At 69.4% G+C, this 19,450-nt stretch carries 19 protein-coding genes and 2 pseudogenes; 11 read left to right on the top strand and 10 right to left on the bottom strand.

From position 1 onward, the window contains the following. Positions 1–5: 5 nt before the first annotated feature. The 4 genes from ABC304_RS03525 to crcB are packed head-to-tail and all read left to right on the top strand — an operon-like array spanning position 6 to position 3,033. Complete coding sequence (locus ABC304_RS03525) at positions 6–761, top strand: 2,3-bisphosphoglycerate-dependent phosphoglycerate mutase (protein ID WP_159983147.1); 756 nt, start codon at positions 6–8, stop codon at positions 759–761. Further along, the gene (gene eno / locus ABC304_RS03520) at positions 761–2,101 is read left to right on the top strand and encodes a phosphopyruvate hydratase (RefSeq protein WP_159983146.1); all 1,341 of its coding nucleotides are present in this window, start codon (positions 761–763) and stop codon (positions 2,099–2,101) included. The genes ABC304_RS03525 and eno overlap by 1 nt, the downstream gene beginning before the upstream one ends. Positions 2,102–2,131: 30 nt before the next feature. Then, a complete protein-coding gene (locus ABC304_RS03515; protein WP_412928987.1) occupies positions 2,132–2,659 on the top strand; it encodes a fluoride efflux transporter FluC in 528 nt (175 codons plus the stop codon). Continuing rightward, positions 2,656–3,033 carry a fluoride efflux transporter CrcB gene (gene crcB / locus ABC304_RS03510; protein WP_159983145.1) on the top strand — a complete coding sequence of 126 codons (378 nt, stop codon included), beginning with the start codon at positions 2,656–2,658 and terminating at the stop codon, positions 3,031–3,033. Before ABC304_RS03515 ends, crcB begins: the two co-directional genes overlap by 4 nt. A gap of 257 nt (positions 3,034–3,290) precedes the next feature. Here the strand turns inward: crcB and ABC304_RS03505 are convergent. Further along, positions 3,291–4,472, bottom strand: a pseudogene (locus tag ABC304_RS03505) (IS110 family RNA-guided transposase); the annotation flags it as partial. A gap of 670 nt (positions 4,473–5,142) precedes the next feature. Here ABC304_RS03505 and ABC304_RS03500 point away from each other — a divergent pair. The 5 genes and pseudogenes from ABC304_RS03500 (at position 5,143) to ABC304_RS03480 (ending at position 9,094) form a co-directional block, all read left to right on the top strand. Next, a pseudogene (locus ABC304_RS03500) lies at positions 5,143–6,369 on the top strand (integrase core domain-containing protein). A gap of 484 nt (positions 6,370–6,853) precedes the next feature. Beyond that, positions 6,854–7,189, top strand: a complete 336-nt coding sequence (locus tag ABC304_RS03495) for a DUF7882 family protein (RefSeq protein ID WP_459564415.1) — start codon at positions 6,854–6,856, stop codon at positions 7,187–7,189. Between the two features lie 157 nt (positions 7,190–7,346). After that, positions 7,347–7,952, top strand: a complete 606-nt coding sequence (locus ABC304_RS03490; protein ID WP_412928984.1) for a hypothetical protein — start codon at positions 7,347–7,349, stop codon at positions 7,950–7,952. Positions 7,953–8,084: 132 nt separating this feature from the next. After that, entirely contained in the window at positions 8,085–8,708 is a 624-nt protein-coding gene (locus ABC304_RS03485) for a hypothetical protein (RefSeq protein ID WP_412928983.1), read from the top strand. An 8-nt stretch (positions 8,709–8,716) separates the two neighbouring features. Next, on the top strand, positions 8,717–9,094 hold the full coding sequence (locus ABC304_RS03480; RefSeq protein ID WP_412928982.1) for a hypothetical protein: 378 nt from the start codon (positions 8,717–8,719) through the stop codon (positions 9,092–9,094). A gap of 31 nt (positions 9,095–9,125) precedes the next feature. Here ABC304_RS03480 and ABC304_RS03475 read toward each other — a convergent pair whose 3' ends face one another. The 5 genes from ABC304_RS03475 to ABC304_RS03455 all read right to left on the bottom strand — a co-directional run bounded on the left by ABC304_RS03475 (position 9,126) and on the right by ABC304_RS03455 (position 13,546). Then, positions 9,126–9,875, bottom strand: a complete 750-nt coding sequence (locus ABC304_RS03475; protein ID WP_412928981.1) for a type 1 glutamine amidotransferase family protein — start codon at positions 9,873–9,875, stop codon at positions 9,126–9,128. 133 nt (positions 9,876–10,008) lie between these two features. Further along, complete coding sequence (locus tag ABC304_RS03470; protein ID WP_412928980.1) at positions 10,009–10,866, bottom strand: amidohydrolase family protein; 858 nt, start codon at positions 10,864–10,866, stop codon at positions 10,009–10,011. A gap of 25 nt (positions 10,867–10,891) precedes the next feature. After that, positions 10,892–11,656: an SDR family NAD(P)-dependent oxidoreductase gene (locus ABC304_RS03465; protein ID WP_412928977.1), complete on the bottom strand. Its 765-nt coding sequence runs from the start codon at positions 11,654–11,656 to the stop codon at positions 10,892–10,894. Next, positions 11,653–12,501, bottom strand: coding sequence for a fumarylacetoacetate hydrolase family protein (locus ABC304_RS03460; RefSeq protein ID WP_412928975.1), 849 nt, complete (start codon positions 12,499–12,501; stop codon positions 11,653–11,655). Before ABC304_RS03460 ends, ABC304_RS03465 begins: the two co-directional genes overlap by 4 nt. A 76-nt stretch (positions 12,502–12,577) precedes the next feature. After that, entirely contained in the window at positions 12,578–13,546 is a 969-nt protein-coding gene (locus ABC304_RS03455) for an aldo/keto reductase (protein ID WP_412929058.1), read from the bottom strand. Between the two features lie 84 nt (positions 13,547–13,630). Between ABC304_RS03455 and ABC304_RS03450 the strand changes: the two genes are divergently transcribed. Together ABC304_RS03450 and ABC304_RS03445 are read left to right on the top strand one after the other, a co-directional pair. Then, complete coding sequence (locus tag ABC304_RS03450) at positions 13,631–14,857, top strand: mandelate racemase/muconate lactonizing enzyme family protein (RefSeq protein WP_412928973.1); 1,227 nt, start codon at positions 13,631–13,633, stop codon at positions 14,855–14,857. Positions 14,858–14,866: 9 nt separating this feature from the next. Continuing rightward, the gene (locus tag ABC304_RS03445; RefSeq protein ID WP_412928972.1) at positions 14,867–15,631 is read left to right on the top strand and encodes a FadR/GntR family transcriptional regulator; all 765 of its coding nucleotides are present in this window, start codon (positions 14,867–14,869) and stop codon (positions 15,629–15,631) included. 66 nt (positions 15,632–15,697) lie between these two features. On the opposite strand, the gene ABC304_RS03440 is transcribed toward ABC304_RS03445, so the two are convergent. From ABC304_RS03440 to ABC304_RS03425, 4 genes are all read right to left on the bottom strand, one after another. Further along, positions 15,698–16,021 (bottom strand): L-rhamnose mutarotase, encoded by a 324-nt coding sequence (locus ABC304_RS03440; protein ID WP_412928970.1) that lies wholly within the window; start codon positions 16,019–16,021, stop codon positions 15,698–15,700. A gap of 2 nt (positions 16,022–16,023) precedes the next feature. Continuing rightward, positions 16,024–16,980, bottom strand: a complete 957-nt coding sequence (locus ABC304_RS03435) for a carbohydrate ABC transporter permease (RefSeq protein WP_412928968.1) — start codon at positions 16,978–16,980, stop codon at positions 16,024–16,026. Next, a complete protein-coding gene (locus tag ABC304_RS03430; RefSeq protein ID WP_412928966.1) occupies positions 16,967–17,809 on the bottom strand; it encodes a carbohydrate ABC transporter permease in 843 nt (280 codons plus the stop codon). Before ABC304_RS03430 ends, ABC304_RS03435 begins: the two co-directional genes overlap by 14 nt. 127 nt (positions 17,810–17,936) lie before the next feature. Continuing rightward, complete coding sequence (locus ABC304_RS03425; RefSeq protein ID WP_412928964.1) at positions 17,937–19,307, bottom strand: ABC transporter substrate-binding protein; 1,371 nt, start codon at positions 19,305–19,307, stop codon at positions 17,937–17,939. Positions 19,308–19,450 lie beyond the last annotated feature (143 nt).

Here is a 19,450-nt window from a genome sequence, read left to right as displayed (position 1 = left end):
GACCCATGCCCGCGCATCCCCCGCTCGTCCTCGTGCGCCACGGTGAGAGCACCGGCAACGCCGACGGTCTCTTCTGCGGCGTCCTCGACGTTCCCCTCACCGACCTCGGACGTGACGAAGCGCGACAGGCCGCGACGCTACTGAGGGACGCATCGATCGACCCCGATCTGATCCTCACGTCGACCCTGCAACGCTCCACCGAATCGGCCCGGATCATCGCCGGCGCCCTTCCAGTGCGGCCGCGGATCGTCGCGGCCCAGTGGCGGCTGAACGAGCGCAACTACGGAGCGCTCACCGGCCTGTCCAAAAGCGCCGTCAGAGCCCAGTACGGGGCCGACGCCTTCCTGGAGTGGCGCCGGTCGATGGACGTCTGCCCGCCTGCTCTGTCCGCCGCCGCCTTCGCGCAGCTGCACAGGTCCGCGGCGTTCCGTGGGCAGCCGGCCGAGGCGATGACGGAGACGGAGTCGTTGCGCGACGTCGTCCACCGACTGCAGCCGCTCCTCGAGGAGCGCATCCTGCCCGCCCTCGAGGAGGGCGAGACGGTGCTCATCGTCGGGCACGGCAACTCCCTGCGCGCGCTGCGCGCCCTTCTCGAGGACCTCGACGATGCCGCGGTCCGCGATCTGAACATCCCGACCGGTCAGCCGTACCTGTACGACACCGGGCCGTCCGGGACACCGATCTCGAGGAGCGGACGCTACCTCGACCCCGCAAGAGCCGACCGGGCGGCGATCACGCTCGCCCACGAAGGAGGAACCTGATGAACGCCTACATCAGCCACACCCGCACCAGCATCCACGGATCGGGCGAGTACGTCACCCACCCCGCCGGACACCCGCTGGTCATCACCGACGTCGCCGCACGGCAGATCCTCGACTCCCGCGGCTTCCCGACCGTCGCCGTCACCCTGCGTCTGGACGACGACACCGTCCTGGACGCCTCCGCCCCCGCGGGCGCCTCGACCGGCGCGTTCGAAGCGGTCGAGCTGCGCGACGGCGGCCCCGCGTTCGGCGGACGCGGAGTCCGCTCCGCTGTCGCGGCCGTCGACGGCGAGATCCGCGCCCTCCTGCTCGAGCACTCCTGGACCTCGCTTCGCGAGATCGACGAAGCGCTGCGAGCACTGGATGGAACCGCGAACCTCGCCCGCCTCGGAGCGAACTCCGTCGTCGCCGTCTCCATCGCAGCCGCCCGCGCCCTCGCAGCGCGCACCGGCCTGCCCCTGCACCGGTGGATCGCCGATCACACCGAGGCGACCGCCTCCCTGCCCGTCCCGCACTTCAACGTCATCAACGGCGGCGCGCACGCCGCGAACGGCCTCGACTTCCAAGAGTTCATGATCGCCCCCGTCTCCGCCAGCACCGAGGAGGAAGCCGTGCAGATCGGCGCCGAGATCTATCACGCCCTCGCCGCCCGCGTCCGCACCGCCTACGGCACCTCCGGGCTCGGCGACGAGGGCGGCTTCGCGCCCCCCATCGACCGGCCCGAAGACGCCCTGGACCTCCTCGTCACAGCGATCACCGACGCCGGATACCAGCCCGGCACCAGTGACATCGCGATCGCGATGGATCCCGCCGCGAACGGCTTCTTCCACGGCGACGGCCACTACACCGTCGCCGGCACCGACCTCGACCGCGACGCACTCGCCCGCTACTACGAGAAGCTGATCGCCGACTACCCGATCCGCAGCATCGAGGACGGCTTCGCCGAGGACGACCACGAGGGCTGGGCCCTCCTCGCCCACACCATCAGCGACCGGGTGCAGCTCGTGGGAGACGACCTCTACGTCACCGACGCCGACCGCATCCGCGACGGAGCCCGCAACGGCTACTCCAACGCCGCACTCATCAAGCCCAACCAGATCGGCACCATCACCGGCACCCTCGACGCGATCGCGGCCGCGCACGACGCCGGCATGCGCTGCATGGTCTCCCACCGCTCCGGCGAGACCCTCGACACCTTCATCGCCGACCTCTCGGTGGGAACCGGAGTCGGGCAGATCAAATCCGGCGCCCCCGCGCGCGGCGAGAGGGTCGCGAAGTACAACCGCCTCGTCGACATCGAACACCTCGACCCCACGCTGCACTACGGCCTCACCCACTGACCCGCCCCCTCCCGAAAGGTCCCACTCCCCGTGACTGACGACCGCCACCGTCACCGCCCCCCGGACCCCGACCCCGAGCTGCCGGTCGACAGCGACCTCGACGTCGACGACGCCCCCGACGGGACGCCACGACCCGTGCACCTGCGCCTCCGGTACCTCCTCCTCGTCGCCGCCGGCGGCACAGTCGGGACCGGGGCGCGGGAGGGCCTGACCCTCACCTTCCCCGCCGATCCCGCCTTCGACACCGTCATCTTCGCCATCAACATCGTCGGCGCGCTCCTGCTCGGCGTACTCCTGGAGAGCCTCGCCAGAGCCGGCAGCGACGAAGGCCGACGCCGCACCGCACGGCTGCTACTCGGTACCGGAGCGCTCGGAGGCTTCACCACCTACAGCACCCTCGCCACCGACACCGCCCACCTGCTCACCACAGGACACCCCGCACCCGCCGCCCTCTACGCGCTCGGCACCGTCCTCCTCGGTGCCCTCGCGTCCTGGACCGGAATCGCCCTCGCCGCAGCACTCCACCCGCGACGCACGCAGAGGAAGGTGCCGGCATGACACCCGCACTGTTCCTCGCGCTCTCCCTCGCCGGCGGAATCGGAGCCGCAACACGGCTCCTCCTCGACGGGCTCATCAAAGCCCGCACCGGCGGCGCCTACCCCTGGGGCACCACCGTCATCAACGTCACCGGATCACTCCTCCTCGGCCTGATCACCGGCCTCGCCCTCGCAGGCCTCGCCCCCGAGCCGTGGCGACTCGTCCTCGGCACCGGCTTCCTCGGCGGCTACACCACCTTCTCCACCGCCAGCCTCGAAACCGTCCGCCTCCTCGCCGAAAGACGCCGCCTCGCCTCCGCCACCAACGCCCTCGGCACGCTCCTCCTCAGCGTCATCGCCGCAGCAACAGGACTCTGGCTCGGAGGCGCGCGATGAGCATCATCGATGCACCCTCACCGGCCTCATGCAGAACACCATCACCCGATCCCTCCTCGTCGCCACTGACGGGTCCACCCGCCGAATGAGCGCGACCTCCGCGAAGACCGATGGGAGCTCCAAGGGGTGCCCGCAGCCCGGATCCAGGCCGAGCTCGCCCGGACGCTTCAAACGGCCGCGAGAGCGGGAGCGGTTCTCTTCCTCAATAGCGAATCTGGACCGTGCTGCGGAAGTGGGGTGACGGGGTCGTTCGGCCGGGTCGGGGTGGGGTTGTAGGTGGTCTGGTCACGGAAGATCGCCCAGATGACGTTGATGCGGCGCCGCGCGAGAGCGATCAGCGCCTGCTTGTGCGACTTCCCCTCGTGGCGTTTCCGTTCGTAGAACGAGCGCGAGACCGGGCAGTTTCTCGACGCGATGAACGCTGCCTGGAAGCAGGCGTTCAACAGCCGCCGGTCGTAACGCCGTGGCCGGTGGTGATTGCCGGAGATCTTCCCGGAATCGCGCGGCACCGGGGCGAGACCGGCGAAGCTGGCCAGCCTGTCAGGCGTCTCAAACGCGGCGAGGTCGGTACCGGTCGCGGCGAGGAAATCCGCGGCGAGCCTGCGCCCGAACCCCGGGATGGACACCAGCAGATCCGCGGCCCTGCTGTCCTGCAAAGCGGCGTCGATCTCCGCGTCGAGCTCGGCGACCTCGTCGCGGATGCGGAGCAGATCACGCGCGGACCGGCTGACCAGCCGCGCTGCTGCCCCCTCCCCCACGACGACTGACGTCTGCTCGCGAGCAGCGTCGACCGCTGCCTTCGCCACGGCCGCGGACTTCCAGCAGCCCTGCCCCTTCAACCACGACGCCAGCCGCGCCTCCCCCATCCGCCGGATCGCTCCGGGGGTCGCGTACCGGGTGAGCAGCACCAACGGTCCCCTGGTCGTCGCGTAGTTGAACGCCCCCTCAAGCGACGGGAAGTAGTGGACCAGGATGGCGCGCAGCCGGTTCACGGCCCGGGTGCGATCGTGCACCAGATCCTCCCGGCGCGCCGAGAGCAGGCGCAGCTCCGCGGTGACCTCGTCGGCCTGACGCATCAGCGTCACATCTCGACGGGTCCGCGCCTGGTCGGCGATGATGACCGCGTCCTTCGCGTCCGTCTTCGCCTCACCCCGGTACGCGCCCGAGGCGTGGTGCACTATCCGGCCCGAGATGTAGAACAGCGGCTGCGCATGCGAGCTGAGCAGCGTCTGCAACAGCCCCGTCCCGCCGTGGTTCAGGTCCGTCGCCCAGGCGACGTCTGTGCCGCCCGGCAAGGACGCGACATCGCCCATCAGGGTCAGGATCGCCGTCTCACGGTTCTTGAACCGTTGCGAGAGCAGCTTGGCTCCGTTGCCGTCGATGACGACGCAGTGGTGTTCGGTCTTGCCGGCGTCGATACCGGCCCAGAGTTGGGGCACGCAGGGTCCTTCCGTTCAGTGGGTGCGGTGCGCCGTGAACGACCATGCCGGCATGTCCTTACGAGGCGATCTGGTCGCGTTTCTCAATGAGCGGTCGTGCCGTTGCGGGGTCCCAGGCGGCTAATCACGGCATGCCATCAGACGGCTGAAGGCGGTCAGCCATACCCGGGACCCCTGGCGCGTTCCGGAGCCTACAACTGCCCCGAATCCACGGAAATAACGGTAAGGAAGGCGACAGAGTCGCCGCGGAGGGCGGACGGGGTGCAGCGCAACCCGGAGGGGCGGTGGGGGGAGAGAAGTTCGGTGCGATGTGAGGGAGCGCAGCGACCGCGTGCCGCACTTATCGGGAGGAGCCGGCGGCGCAGCCGCTTGCACGAAGCCCGCCCGCCCGTATGCTGCCGAAGGCTTCACGGCCACACACCGAGCCCGCAGGGCGACCACAGCCCGGCCACAGGCCGGACCAGAGAGCGTTGCCTCGGCGCGACCGGCACCAAGAGGTGGATGAATTCGACGCCCCTGAACTACGCAGGAGCGAACCCCAGCGGGTACTGACGCCGGGAGATGGCGGAATCTGTCATGTCTCAGGACATCGGTGACGGAATCGGGTCACCTCGTCGGTGACGGTTTCGTTGTGGTCGGTGGTGACAGTTGTGCCCTCTATTTGTGAGGCATGAGCCGTGTCGAGCCTGTTGATCCCCGTGTTCGTCTTGCCATCGTGCAGTGGCCGGAGGATGCGCCGCGAGGGTCGGTGACGACGTTCTGTCTCGAGCACGGGATCTCCCGGAAGACGTTCTAGGCGATCCGAAAGCGAGCAGCGGTAGAGGGGCCGGCGGCGGCGTTGCAGCCGCGGTCCAGGCGTCCATCAACGAGTCCGTCCCGGATTGTGGATGATGTCGCGCAGCAGGCGATCGCGGTCCGGGCGGCGTTGGAACGGTCGGGACTGGACCATGGACCGATCAGCGTGCACGACAAGATGCGGTCACTTAGGTTGGGCCCGGTACCGTCGGTCGCGTCACTTGCGAGGATCTTCCGCGCCGCGGGAGTGGCGAGGAAAGAACCTCGCAAGAAGCCGCGGGCGTCGTATCGCCGGTTCGTGTATCCCGCTCCGAACGCGTGCTGGCAGCTCGACGCCACCGAGTACGTCCTCACCCTCGGCCGCAAGTGCGTCATCTTCCAACTCATCGATGACCACTCGCGCTTCGCGATCGCGTCCCACGTTGCCTGGGGTGAAACCTCGGAGGGGGCGATCACCGTCGTCAGGAAGGGCGTGACCAGGTACGGCGTCCCGCAACGATTGCTCTCTGACAACGGTGCGGCACTGAACCCGTCCCGCCGTGGCGTGATCGGCCAATTGGTCGCCTACCTGCGCTCGCTCGGCGTCGAACCAATCACGGGGAAGCCCTACAAACCCACCACCCAGGGCAAGAACGAGCGGTTCCACCAGACCCTGTTCCGCTACCTCGACAAGCAGCCCCTTGCCGCCACCCTCGAGGAACTACAGGCCCAGGTCGATGCGTTCGACCTCATCTACAACACCGACCGTCCCCACCAAGGCCTACCCGGACGGGTCACTCCCCAGCAAGCATGGGATGCGACGCCCCGTGTTCAACCACCCCGTCCCGCAACGCCGTCACCGGCGCAAGCGATCGCGGACGACATCCGAGTCAAGGTGGTTCAAGACAGCGGGTCGGTCGAGTTCAAGGGCATCAAGTTCGGCATCGGCCGAGCCATGGGTGGTCACCGCGTCTGCGTCTTGGACGCAGGCAAGACCGTGATGATCTTCGACCTCCGCGGCACCCTCATCATCGAACACCCCTGGCCCAAGCCCGGCATCACCTACGTCTCCAACCGCCAAACCCGCGGGCCGCGAACCACCAAACCGTCACCGATGTCCTGACACATCGACTGTCACCAAAGTCCTGACACAGAACTGTCACCGATGTCCTGAGACATCACAGGAGATGGCGGAATCCTCTTGTCATCTCCTGCCCACATTTTGCCCACATTTGGGCGAGAATGAGCACGATTCGGCTCGACCCATCTGGTTCAGCAAGTCCGAAAAACCGCGAAATCACGCGGGTTCTGGAATGAGTCGGCCGAGCGAGATCGCCCTTGATCGGGTTCGACTCCCGCCGTCGCGTCCAGGACTCCAAGTCGCCCGATCCGGAAGGCGCAAGCTCCGTCGCGGACACGGAGCCCGCTCATCGCCCACAACCGAACCGCCATGGGCGGGGCGCATGCACATTTCCCGGCCGAGGGTAATGGGTTGTCCCGCACCCGCCGAGATGCGAACGTGAAGTCACCCCCATCACCGCGGTTCTTGTCGCTGCCGCCGCGGCCTCGCCTGACTTCTCCCGGCTGCGGCGTTCGGCGGTGCCCTCATAGGCCAATTCCGGTTCGACCAAGTGACGAAGATCGATTTCGAGGACCGCCTTCTGCTGCATCTGCAGACGGTGATCGGCACAAAGCTCCGACGGCGGGAGTCATTCTTCTTCTCTTGGCGTGAGGACGTCAGCGTGGGAGGCGGACGCACGACCGTGTGGGTCCATCCGTCGTCGAACATGCAGTTCAAGTACGACGGCAGCAGGATGGCCGAGCTCAGCCGGCCCTGGCTGGAGGCGCTCACCCACGTGGCGAACACGCCCGGCGGACTGCACGTCATCCCGGAACCCGACGAGCTCTCCGTGCGCCGGCTCGGGCACGAGGCCTACGCCTGAGGCCGCCCGCAGGAGCACCGCTCACCGGCCTCTCCGCTCGACGGTCGGGGCCCCTCAGCTCCGTCGTCGTATCAGGACGATCTCTCGAGCCTCCTGATCGTCGTGTCGGCAACGTGCCGACACGACGATGCGCTTCGGCGCGACGGGAGGACGTTCGATGTCACAGGTGTTCTACGGGGCGTGGCTGGCCCGCCGAGGCGACCTCGGGTGGGCGACGCACGAGGCGCGTTTCCCCGCCCGGCAGATCCTTGCGCATATCCAGCTGAGTGCGCTCTCCCTGGCAGACGGCCAGCGCTTCCAGAGCTTCCGCCGGCAGTACGCGCTCGCGTACATCGAGACGGAGCTGACGCCATCCGGTCCCTTCGGGATTCCTATGCCTAACAAGGAGACGGACAACCTCGTGTGGCTCGAGACCGACCAGGTCACCTTCCAGCTCCAGGCCGAAGGCGTCGAGACGGCATCGGCGCTGGGGCTGATCCACGACCTGACCCCGCAGGCCGAGTCGCCTGCGAAGGCCGTCGAGACCCGCGACTTCGTCGTGCATGACGACCAGGGCTCGGTGCTCGGCTCGCATCGGGTCGTCCGACTCGACGGTGCCCGCGAACTCGATCTCGACGACATCCGGCAGCGCGTGCTCGACCGGGCGGCGAGCCTGGTGACGCGCCCCGTCGACATCGTGTCGGTGGATCTCACCAAGATCCCGCCGCGTCTCGCGTTCCGTGTCGACCCGCGCACGCGTCGGCCCGTTCCGCTGCCCGACTGACCCGGCGGCGGAGTCGACGCCGCGGGGCGCGAAGCGGATGGGCAGTTCTCTCCATCGCCGATCCCCGCGTCAGCCTCTAGCGTTTCGAGCACCGGGACGCGTCGGCGCCCCGCGATGTCGGGAGGGGCTCAGGTGTCGATCAAGCCGGTCATGCGCGAGCTCCGCCAGGCGGTGCTGGACGGCATGCGCCACACCGACCTCAAGCTCTCCCAGCTGACGACGAACCTCGACGACCATCTCGACAGCATCGTGCGCGCGATGCGGGACGTGGACACCTTCGATGCGGACAGCGTCAGCGACGCCACCGCCCGAGGGTGGCTGGGCGACATCATCGCCCGCCGGGGGCGGAAGACCGACGCCGGGTGGCACTTCCTCCCGAAGGGGGATCGCGACGCGGCGTCGCATGTGCCGATCTACCCGGGCGAGTACGCCCTGGACCTGCACGGATCTCCGCAGCAGGTCCAGGGCGGCGACGGCACGATGATGGATGCCGCGACGTTCGCCGACGTGGTCCGCAGGCGCACCGACTGGGACGGGCAGACCCCGATACGGTTGTTCTCGTGCGACACCGGCGCCGACCCCGACGGGTTCGCACAGCAGCTGTCGAACAATCTCGGCGTCGACGTGACGGCGCCGACGAAACCGGTGTGGTCGCAGCCGAACGGGGCTCCGTTCGTGACTGACATCGACCCCGTCACGGGCGCCCCGGCGTGGCCGCCGAACGGTGCGTGGGTGCAGTTCAGCCCGAAGGAGTGAGGACGTCGATGGTCAAGCAGGTCTCCGTGTTCCAGCCCGGCTGGGTGCCCACCGCCGCCGGACAGCGCCCTCCGCTCAACGAGGAGCGACTGCCTGCAGACGAGGCCGCGCGCATCGGCGCGTACCTCGAGGCGGGCGCCGTTGTCATGCGCACGACGGCCCTGGGCGTCGACATCCTCAAGGGCGACGAGAAGGTCGTGCCGATGACGATCCGCACCGACGGCGAATTCGTGTGGACCGGGCCCGTCACCTACTACGTGCAGACCTACGGGGTGTCTCCCGACGCCGACTTCCTCGCTCACGTGAGGGCGCGCGACTACGAGGTGCGGGTGCCGACCGACAAAGAGATCCAAGCCGCCGCCGCGGTCTTCATGCCACCGCGCTGACCTCAGCGGCGTGACGAGTGGGTGGATCGCACTAGCGGCCAGTTGCGCCGTGGCTCGCGAGCCGCCGCAGCGACACCTGGACGCCGGACGACATCGCCTCGATAAGCCAGACGCCTCCGTCGCCCGAGACGACCGCCGAATCGCGACCACCGGCTGAGAGGGTCCACGCGGTGTGCTCGTCGATCGCCACGCCGTGCGGGACGAGACCGGCGGCTACCGCGGCCACCAGCCGGGACACGGTCCCCCATTGAGCCGCGTGCACGTCGACGCTCCCCTCCACGAGGCCCAGGCCCTCGCGGACGTCGAGTTCGTCGAGCTCCTCCCCGGCGTCCTCTGGCGAGACCTGGGTACCCCTCCACCGATAGCCGCCCACGAGGGCCCGGTCAGGGACGATGGCGGCGCCGGCCGAGAAACCTGCGTACGCGGCGCCTGCCGCGACGCGCTCGCGCACCGCGTCGCGGATGCCGATCAGAGCGTCGTGATACGCCGGCGTGAGTCCGCCGCCGACGAAGATCCCATGAGCACCGGCCACCGCCGTTCCGTCGAAGCGATCGCCCTCGACGACGACCCGTATGCGTATGCTCGCCGGAGACGCCCCGGCGGCGGTGAGGATCGCGCGGTAGCGGTCGACGCTGGCCGTGTCATGCGCTTCGACGACGACCAGCACCGCGATCACCGGCGGGTCATCACCGGCCGCGGCTGCTGCGTCGCGGACGAACGGGGCCACGACGGCGGCGACACGTGCCTCGTCGCGACCTCCGCCGATGAGGTGAATGCCCATGCGTACGCTCCCGTGCGGGCATCGAGACCCCCGGCGCCGAGCCGCCCGTCGCCGGCGCCATTCCAGCCTCGCGGAGCCCCGGCCCGGGGCGCAAGCGCGGCCAGCGCCCTCTCAGCGGCGCGCGTCAGTCCCGTCACCCGCGCGCAGCGAGCGCGGCAGCGCCGTGCGGCAGATAGACCCGCCGCGCCGTCCCGTCGGCGACCTCATCCCAGCCCGAAGCTGTGACGAGGGAGCGCACACGCTCGACCCACGCGCCTGCCGAGCCGCCGGCTCCGAACGTCGTGCTGACGGGCCAGTCGGTCGCGATCATGGCCCTCTCCGGGCCGAAGACGTCCAGGGCGTGAGCAAGGAACCCGTTCGCGTGGCGGTCGACCGCCTCCGCGTCGGGCGCCTCGCCGGTCAGGCCGGAGAGCTTCACGAAGGTGCCCGGTCGCTCGGCCAGCTCGGCCAGCGACCGGGCCCAAGCGGCTCCGGCGTCACTGTCGATGCCCTCGTGCATCGGCGGCTTGCCGACGTGGTCGAGCACGACGACCAGCTCCGGCGCCGCGCGCAGCAGCGCGATGAGGGCGGGCAGCTGCTGGTGCCGGATGCAGGCGTCGAACGTGCCGCCGCGCGCGGCGAGCTCCTTCAGGCCGGGCGCGAGGTCGTCGAAGGCCGCGACACCCGTGTCCTGCAGAAGGTGTCGCACCCCGCTCACACGAGGCACGGCCGCGAGGGCGTCGAGCTGCGCGCCCACTACGTCGGCACCGGCCGCGAGATCGGCTCCTGCCACGATGGCGATCAGCTCCGGCCAGTCGAGCGAGGCGACCCACCGTGCCTCGTCGACCGGGTCGGTGGCATCGTCGGCGGCCTGCACGAAGACGGCGCCGGTCGCCCCGGTGCCCTCACCGGCGTAGTCGGCCGGGAGCATGGGGCGATCGATGGGCGTCCCCTCGAGCCAGTCGTACGTGAGAACCCGCGGGTCCCACAGGTGCACGTGCGCGTCGATCATCCCCGCATCCTCTCTCTCCTCGCGCTCACGGCGTGGTTCGCACGCGCAGCCGCGTGACGCCGCCGTCGACGTCCAGCACCGTGCCGGTCGTCGACGACGCCGCCGGATCGGCCAGATAGGCGATGGCCCGCGCCACCTCGTCGGGCTGCACCAGCCGCCGGGTGGCCTGCCGCGCCTCGAGGGCTTGGCGCTCGGCCACCGGGTCGGCGAATCCCTCCAGCATCCGTGTCACGAACGGCGTCTCGACCGTGCCGGGGCTCACCGCGTTCACGCGGATGCCCTCCCCCACGTGATCGGTGGCCATCGCCAGCGTCAGCGCGTACACGGCTCCCTTCGACGCGGAGTACAGGGCGCGCTCGGGCAGCCCGTTGAGGGCCGCGATCGAGCAGACGTTGACGATGACCGGCGTCGACGACTGCCGGAGCGACGGCAGCGCCGCAGCGCTCACGCGTGCCATGCCGACGACGTTGACCCCGAGGACCCTCGCCCACTCCGCCTCGTCGAAGGCCTCGACCGTGCCGACGGCGCTGATGCCGGCGTTGTTGACGAGCAGGTCGATGCGCCCCTCCGCCTCCGTCACCGTGGCGATGGCCGAGGAGACGGATGCCTCGTCCCGCACGTCGCAGGTGAGGCGCCGCGTGCCCGGACTCGCGTCGCCGTTCGCGGCGTCGAGGCACCAGACGGACGCGCCGCGGTCGCGCAGTAGCTCCGCGGTGGCCAGGCCGATGCCCGACCCGCCTCCCGTGACGACGGCGACCAGGCCCGTGAGCCCCGAGGCGGGCGCGCTCACGCCTGGACCATCCGCTGGCGTGCGACGCCCATGCCGTCGACGCCGAGCTCGACGACGTCGCCCTCCCGCAGGTAGACGGGCTGCGGCATCCCGAGTCCGACGCCTGCCGGTGTTCCGGTGTTGATGAGGTCACCGGGCCGCAGCACCATGAACTGCGAGAGGTAGTGCACGATCTCGAGCACGGAGAACACCATGTCGGCTGTCGTGCCGTCCTGTCGGGACTCGCCGTTCACGGTGGCCCACAGGCGGAGGGCCTGGGGATCGGCGACCTCGTCGGCCGGCACGAACCACGGCCCGCACGGGTTGAAGGTCTCGCAGCTCTTGCCTTTGTCCCACTGGCCTCCGCGCTCGAGCTGGAACTCGCGCTCGCTGACGTCATGCGATACGACGTAGCCCGCGATGCAGTCGGCCGCGCTCTCGATCGAGTCGAGATACCGCGCCGTCCGGCCGATGACCACGCCGAGCTCGACCTCCCAGTCGGTCTTGACCGAGCCGCGCGGGATGAGGACGTCGTCGAACGGACCGACGACCGTGGACGGGTCCTTCATGAACACCACCGGCTCCGCGGGGATCGCCGCGCCCGTCTCCGCGGCGTGGTCGCGGTAGTTCAGCCCCACGCACACCACCTTGCCGGGGGTCGCGATGGGCGCCGCCCAGCGCTCGTCGGACTCGAGGTCGTCGAGCGGAAGGCTCGACAGATCCAGACCCGACAGCCGCTCGAGCGCACCGTTCTCGAGGAAGGCGCCATTCAGGTCGCCGAACTCGGGCGGCAGCACGCGGCCCGTCCCCGACACTTCGGCGATCACGCGTTCCGAACCGGGAACTCCCCGTCTGGCCAGTCTCATCGGATCTCCTCTTCTCGGGGCCGCGCGGAGGCGCCGCCCGACCGTGTCACGGACGGCACGCGGCCGCCCGGCCATGTCATGCCGCGACGAGGCCCGCCGCGGTGAGCTCCGTCCACACCGCCGCGGGGATGCGGGTGCGATACCGCTCCAGCGTGGACTCCACCTGCTCGCGGGTGCGCAGCCCCACCACCACCGAGACGACCTCCGGCCGTCGCAGAGGATGGGCGATGGCCGCGGAAGGCAGGTCGACGCCGTGGCGCTCGCAGATGTCGGCGATCGCATGTGCGCGATCCCGCAGCTCTACGGGCGCGGTGGAGTAGTCGTAGGTGGCCTCCGCCGGCGGGCGGGGAGAGCTCAGCAGGCCGGAGTTGTAGACGGCGGCGGCGACTACGCCCACGCCGCGCTCCGCTGCGAGGGGCAGCAGCCGCTCGGCGGCCGCGTCGTCCAGCAGCGTGTACCTGCCGGCGACCATCACCATGTCGACGTCGCAGCGCTCGACGAAGTCGGCGAGCATGCCGGCCTGATTCATACCCGCCCCGATCGCCGACACGACGCCCTGCTCGCGCAGCTCGATCAGCGCGCCGACGCCGGATGTGGAGGCCGCCTCCCAGTGCTCGTCCGGGTCGTGGAGGTAGGCGATGTCGATGCGATCGAGGCCCAGGCGGTCCAGGCTCTCCTCGACGGAGCGGAGGATGCCGTCGCGCGAGAAGTCCCATCGGCGGCGCACCGCGGCCGGGACGGCGAAGCCGTCGTCGTCCGGCAGGTGCGCGGTCTCCGGCGAATCGATCAGCAGTCGCCCCACCTTGGTCGACAGCACATAGTCGTCACGGGGGCGGTCGCGCAGAGCAGCGCCGAGTCGACGCTCCGAGAGGCCCAGGCCGTAGTGCGGAGCGGTGTCGAAGTATCGGATGCCCGCATCCCAGGCCGCGTCGACGGCTCCGCGTGCGACGTCGTCGTCGATGGGACGCGAGAGATTGCCGATCTGCGCACCGCCGAAGCCGATCTCGGTGAGCATCGGGGTCCTCGCCGTCGAGCGCGTGCGCATCGCTTCCTCCGTCATCGCAGCCGATGCCGCCGAGAGGACGACCGGCATCTGTGGCGACCCTAACATATGATGTATGTTCTTTGTGTGCTCGCTCCGAGCGCCGGCCAGCAGGAAGTCAAGGGCGATATGAAGGTCACCGGTTACCGCGTTCTGCACACGTTCCGCGAATGGGGTCGGCCCATCGGGGACGTCAACGGACACATCGCCTCGGGCATCACCGAAGAGGCTGTCGTGCTCGTCGACACCGACGAAGGCATCACCGGTGTCGGCACGGGCCACGTCGGCGATCTGGCGCGCCTGTTCCCCGCGATCGACGGCGAGGATCCCCGCGCCGTGACCGCCCTTTACGACCGCATGCTCGCCCGCGTGTTCAAGGCGGGCCACGCCGGCGCCACCTTCGGCAGCATCGGCGCCTTCGACATGGCGCTGTGGGACATCAAGGCGAAGGCGGCGGGCGAGCCCCTCTGGCGCCTGCTCGGCGGGCGAGACCGCTTCGTGACGGGTTACGCCTCCGGCCTGGACATCGCGCTCACCGACGAGGAGCTCGCGACGTTCTACGGACGGATGGCCGACCTCGGCTTCAGCAGCGGCAAGCTCAAGGGCGGCCGCGACCTCGACGTGGACCGCCGCAGGCTCCACATCGTGCGCGACGCGATGGGCCGCAACTCGCGCCGACCGGGCGTGATGTTCGACGCCAACGAGTCCTGGAGCGTCAAGCAGGCCGTCCGCTACGTGAGCGAGCTCGAACGCGACCTGGATCTCACCTGGGTCGAAGAGCCCCTGCGCCGCTGGGACGCCGACGGACATGCGCGGCTGACCCGCAGCATCCGCGCCGCCGTCGCCACCGGCGAGAACCTCACCGGTCTCGAGCAGTTCCGGCCGCTCCTCGATGCCGGGGGCGTCGACATCGTCCAGGTGGGCTGCACGTGGGGCGTCACGCACTTCCTGCGCGTCGCCATGCTGGCCCACGGCCGCGATCTCCCGATCAGCCCGGTGGGCGTCACCGCGAACCAGGCCGTCGCGCACGCGGCCGCGTCCGTTCCCAATCACCTCAGCGCCGAGGTGCAGGATCTCGGCGCTCCGTTCGGCCTCACCATCGATCAGGAGTTCGCCGACGGCGGCATCGTGCTCGGCGACACCCCCGGTCACGGCGTGAGCGTGGACGAGGCCCTCATCGCCGAAAGCGGCCACCGCGGCGCGAGCTGGCTCGTCGGTGCCGGCCCGCACGTGCGACCCGTTCGCGCGGGCCTCCGCCTCGTGCCCGAAGGCGATCGGCACGACCCGCCCGAGGGCACCCGGAGCCGCGACTAGGCTGACCGCATGAGCGAGCAGACCCCGCCCTCCGGCACCGCGTCGGCGCTGCGCAGCTCGACGCCGCGGCTGCCTGCGGCGCGCCTGGGCGTCGCCGTGGTGCACGACCTCGTCGAGGCCATCGTGAAGGGCGACGTTGCCCCCGGCGATGCCCTGCCGCCCGAGGAGAAGCTCGCGCAGCACTTCGCGGTGAGCCGGACCGTCATCCGCGAGTCGGTCAAGCGGATCGAGGAGAAGGGGCTCATCAGCGTGGCACCCGGCCGCGGCACGATCGTGCGGCCGAAGACGTCGTGGAACATCCTCGACCCGGTGGTCCTCGCCGTGCTGCTCGAGAACGACTCCTCCCTCGGCGTGCTCGACGACATCGCCGTCATCCGCGCGGCCCTCGAAGGGGCGATGACCTCGGCCACCGCCGAGCGTCGCACGCCCGAGCAGCTGGCGCTCGTGACGGAGTCGCTGAGCCGGATGGAGGAGTCCGTCGAAGACCCGGAGGTCTTCCCAGACGCCGACCTCGAGTTCCACTTCCTCGTCATGACGCTGTCGGGCAACGAGCTGGCGAGCAGCATCACGAAGATCCTGTTCAGTCGCGCCCGTCAGTCGGCCCGGTTCGTCGGCAACCAGTCCACCGACGCCTTCCACATCACCCTCGAGGAGCACCGAAGGGTGCACGACGCCATCGCTGCCGGCGATCCTGCCGAGGCGGAGGCCGCCATGCGGGCCCACATCCTCGACGCGTGGCAGCGTCGCCGCTTCCCGACCGCCCGGGAACGCTGACGCGCGACCGCGGGAGCTCGGCCCGTCACGAGCGGATGGAGGGCGGTCGCCGGGCGGCCGGCCCGATCAGTCCAGGTGCCAGGCCTCGGTCATCGTCTGCCAGTTCGGCTCGGTTCCGTCCGCGTCGAACGGCAGCTGGCACGGCCGCGTGCGCTCCCACCACTGCTGGGTGACGGGGTCGGCGGCCATCTTCGCGTCGTCGGCGGCGAGGTCGTCGCCGACGTACTCGTAGTAGCCGAACAGCACGTCGCCGCGCACGAAGATGGTGAAGTTCCGGATGTTCCCGTCGCGGAGGGTCTGCTCGACGCCGGGCCAGACCGCGCGATGCAGCGCGAGATACTCCTCGCGCTTCTCGGGCACCATGCGGCACACCATGGCCACGCGCAGCACGCTCACTCCTTCGTTCCGCCGGCGGTCATGCCGGTCACGAGGAAGCGCTGCGAGAACAGGAAGATCAGCAGCACCGGCAGCACCGACACGAGGGTGGCCAGAGCCAGCACGGGCAGCTCGATCGTGACCGAGCCCGCCGACGTCGGGTTGAACAGCGGGACATTGGACAGCAGCTCGGCGAGACCCACCTGGATGGGTGCGCGCCGTCCCGGCACCATCACGAACGGCAGGAAGTAGTTGTTCCAGTTGCCGACGACGTTGAAGAAGCCGACCAGCGCGATCACCGGCGTGGCGAGCGGCATCGCGACGCGGGCGAACACGCGCCACTCCCCCGCGCCGTCGATCCTCGCGGCATCCAGGAGATCCTTCGAGATGCTCGTCGAGAAGTAGATGTAGGTGAGGTACACCCCGAACGGGAAGAACGAGAAGGGAAGGATGACGGCGAGCGGGTTGCCGATCAGCCGGACCGCGCTCAGCTCGAGGAAGGTCGGCAGCACGAGCGCCGTGCTGGGGACGAGCATGATGATCAGCGTCACCACCAGCAGCGTGCGCCGCAGCTTGAAGTCGATCATGGCGAGCGCGTAGCCCGCCGGGATCGTCACCAGGAGGGTGATGACCAGCGCGCCGCCGGTGTACATCGCGGCGTTGCCCAGCCAGGTCCAGACGATGCCGTTCTGGAAGGCCATGAGGGCGTTCCAGTTCTCGGCGAGCGTGCTGAACGCCCCGAAATCGAAGGGTCCGTTGAGCAGCAGCTCGCGGGGCGTCTTCGTCGGCGCCAGCAGGAGCCACACGAGGGGCAGGACGAAGAAGACCGCGAAGAAGAGGGCGATGACCGCCGCGAGGGCGCGACCGAGCCATTCTCCGGGCGTGTACGAGCGGCGGACACGGCGCCGCCCCCTGCCGCGCTCGTCGGCGCGCACGAGGGTCGCGGTATCGGTCGCGATGTCAGTCGCGCTCAAAGAGTCCTCCTCGGAAGACGAAGAAGGCGGCCAGCGCCAGGGAGACGGCCAGCAGGATCAGGGAGATCGCGGCGGACCCGTTGAAGTCGTTCTGCCGGAATGCATAGAGGTACGCGAGCTGGTTCAGCGAGTAGTCCTGCGGGACGACGCCCTTGCTCGCCTGCGAGAGGACGCGGGGCTCCACGAAGAGCTGGCTCCCCGCGGCGACCGACATCACGACCATGTACGAGATCCACTTGCGCAGCAGCGGGAGCTGGATGTACCACGCGGTCTTCACCGGCCCCGCACCGTCCATGCGCGAGGCCTCCATGATCTCGGGGCTGATGTTGTTCAACGCGCCGTACATGATGACGATCCACTGGCCGGCGCCCGTCCAGAACGACACGATCGTGAAGATCACCGGGAGGTTGTCGAGCGAGACGGTGGCGACGAACGAGTCGAAGCCGAGGGCGCGCAGGATCCCCGAGACGGGGCTGACCGACGGATCGAGGAGGAACAGCCAGAGGAGGACGCTGGATGCTCCGGCGAGCGCCCCCGGGATGTAGTAGATGAAGCGGGCCGACGTCGACAGCCAGCGCGAGGCCATGTTGTGGACGATGAGGGCCAGCAGCACCACGAACACGATCTGGAAGAGCAGCCAGATGACGAGGTACGCCGAGACGTGCTGCACGGCGGGCCAGAAGCGGTAGTCGGCGAAGACCTTGACGAAGTTGTCGACGCCGGCGAACCGGCCCGCCTGTGTGAAGGCGAGGTAGATCGCGTAGATCGCCGGGCCGATGCCGAAGAAGAGCAGCAGCAGCCCGTAGCCCGAGCTGAAGGCGTAGGCCATCGCGGACTGCGAACGATTGGGGTTCCGACGCCGTTCATCGCCTTTCCGCCGGCGCGTCTCCGCGCCGGCGGTCAGCGGCGTCATCGTTGAGGTGACGATGGCCTGGCCTTTCGTGGGCTGAGGGGGCTCAGCGGTTGACGGTGTAGCCCTGGACCTGGGCCTCGTTGAGGATCTCGGCCTGCCAGTCCGCGGCGACGTCGCCGATCGTCTTGCCGGCGGCGAGCGCGGGCAGGACGACCTTGCTGTACGCGGTCTCGGCGCTGAAGCTCGGGAAGCCCCAGCCGCTCCACACCTGGGCACCGGCATCCACGACGGTCTGCTCGAAGTCGCCGACGAAGTATCCGCCGGCAGCCTGCTGGGCGATCCACTTCTCGCCGGCCGACGCGTACGCGGGGAAGCCGGGCGCGAGGTCGACCTGGTACTCGTCGGAACTCGTGGCGAACTCCATGAACGTCTTCGCGGCATCCAGGTTCTTGGAGTGGCTCGAAGCGAGCCACGTTCCGCCGCCCACGTTGCCGGTGCCGATGTCCTGGCCCTCCCAGTGCAGCGGCGCTCCGGCGCCGAGCTGACCGGCGGGCACGTTCAGGCTGTCCGGGTTCTGGAAGATGGCGCCGGTGAACCACACCGGGGCCGGCATGCCGAGCACCTTGCCCTGGGCCTGCTGGATGAAGTCCGAGCCGAAGACCGACGCGGTGGACAGCGTCTTGTTCTCGACCATGTGGTCGAGCAGATCGGTCATCTTCTTCGAGTTCTCCGCGTCGAAGTCGGAGGTGAACTCGTTGCCGTCGAGCTGGAAGATGGGCGCCTGCGCTCCCCAGTAGTAGACGTACGAGCCCAGGAAGCCGTCGCCGACCGAGCCGAGGAGGTAGCCGGGGTTCTCGGCTGCGACGCGGTCGCTGAGCGCCTCGTACTCCTCCCACGTGGTGGGGACGTCGTAGCCGAGCTGGTCGAACAGCGACTGGTCGTACCAGAACACGACCTGCGCGAGGTCGTTGCGCAATCCGTAGGTGGTGCCGTCGACCGTCAGGGGGTCGAGGGATCCTGCGGTGAAGCCGTCGAGGAACTCCTGGTCGAACCAGCCCTTGTTCACCGGTGCGGCGAATGCCTGCTGGCCGTTGGACTCGCGGGATGCCCAGGAGGCGTCGTTGTTTTGCGTCGAGAAGACGACGTCGGGCCAGCCCTCGCCGGCCTGGTCGAACAGGGCGATGCGGGTCTGCAGGCTCGCCGAGCCGCTCGCGTTGCCGTCGTAGGTCTCCGCGTTCACCTCGATGTCGGGGTGCGCGGCACGGAAGGCGTCGATGACCGGCTCGCGGGTGGCGTCGACCCAGACGGTGATGGCGCTGTCGGGCTCCTGCTTCGCCTGCGCGAAGCCGAGCGAGGAGTCTCCTCCTCCGCCGGCGTCCGCGCCGCAGCCGCTGAGGGCGACGGCGGCGAGCCCGGCGATGGCGAGGGCTCCGAATCGAGTGGCTCGGGAGAAGCGGCGATGCTGTGTGGCCATTTCAAGTCCTTCAAAAGGTCGACGTCGTTGACGACTCGCCGCTCCTGCGGCTCGCGGATTCATTAGATCATACATGTGACCTATGAGGAAAGACCCGTACAGTGAGGGGGCGGATGTCGCTTTCATCCGCACTCATCGGAGAG

The sequence above is a fragment of the Microbacterium jepli genome, from assembly GCF_047237905.1.
GTDB lineage: Bacteria > Actinomycetota > Actinomycetes > Actinomycetales > Microbacteriaceae > Microbacterium.
The sequence above is the reverse complement of the archived record's forward strand: the minus strand, read 5'-3'. Positions and strand labels throughout refer to the sequence as shown.

What these genes read in the sequence shown, in the direction of transcription:
- ABC304_RS03475 (WP_412928981.1), bottom strand. Translation starts at nt 9,875, where the DNA reads ATGGGCATTCACCTCATCGGCGGAGGTCGCGACGAGGCACGTGTCGCC.
- ABC304_RS03460 (WP_412928975.1), bottom strand. Translation starts at nt 12,501, where the DNA reads ATGAGACTGGCCAGACGGGGAGTTCCCGGTTCGGAACGCGTGATCGCC.
- ABC304_RS03480 (WP_412928982.1), top strand. Translation starts at nt 8,717, where the DNA reads ATGGTCAAGCAGGTCTCCGTGTTCCAGCCCGGCTGGGTGCCCACCGCC.
- ABC304_RS03525 (WP_159983147.1), top strand. Translation starts at nt 6, where the DNA reads ATGCCCGCGCATCCCCCGCTCGTCCTCGTGCGCCACGGTGAGAGCACC.
- ABC304_RS03430 (WP_412928966.1), bottom strand. Translation starts at nt 17,809, where the DNA reads ATGGCCTACGCCTTCAGCTCGGGCTACGGGCTGCTGCTGCTCTTCTTC.
- ABC304_RS03490 (WP_412928984.1), top strand. Translation starts at nt 7,347, where the DNA reads ATGTCACAGGTGTTCTACGGGGCGTGGCTGGCCCGCCGAGGCGACCTC.
- ABC304_RS03425 (WP_412928964.1), bottom strand. Translation starts at nt 19,307, where the DNA reads ATGGCCACACAGCATCGCCGCTTCTCCCGAGCCACTCGATTCGGAGCC.
- ABC304_RS03445 (WP_412928972.1), top strand. Translation starts at nt 14,867, where the DNA reads ATGAGCGAGCAGACCCCGCCCTCCGGCACCGCGTCGGCGCTGCGCAGC.
- eno (WP_159983146.1), top strand. Translation starts at nt 761, where the DNA reads ATGAACGCCTACATCAGCCACACCCGCACCAGCATCCACGGATCGGGC.
- ABC304_RS03455 (WP_412929058.1), bottom strand. Translation starts at nt 13,546, where the DNA reads ATGCGCACGCGCTCGACGGCGAGGACCCCGATGCTCACCGAGATCGGC.
- ABC304_RS03470 (WP_412928980.1), bottom strand. Translation starts at nt 10,866, where the DNA reads ATGATCGACGCGCACGTGCACCTGTGGGACCCGCGGGTTCTCACGTAC.
- crcB (WP_159983145.1), top strand. Translation starts at nt 2,656, where the DNA reads ATGACACCCGCACTGTTCCTCGCGCTCTCCCTCGCCGGCGGAATCGGA.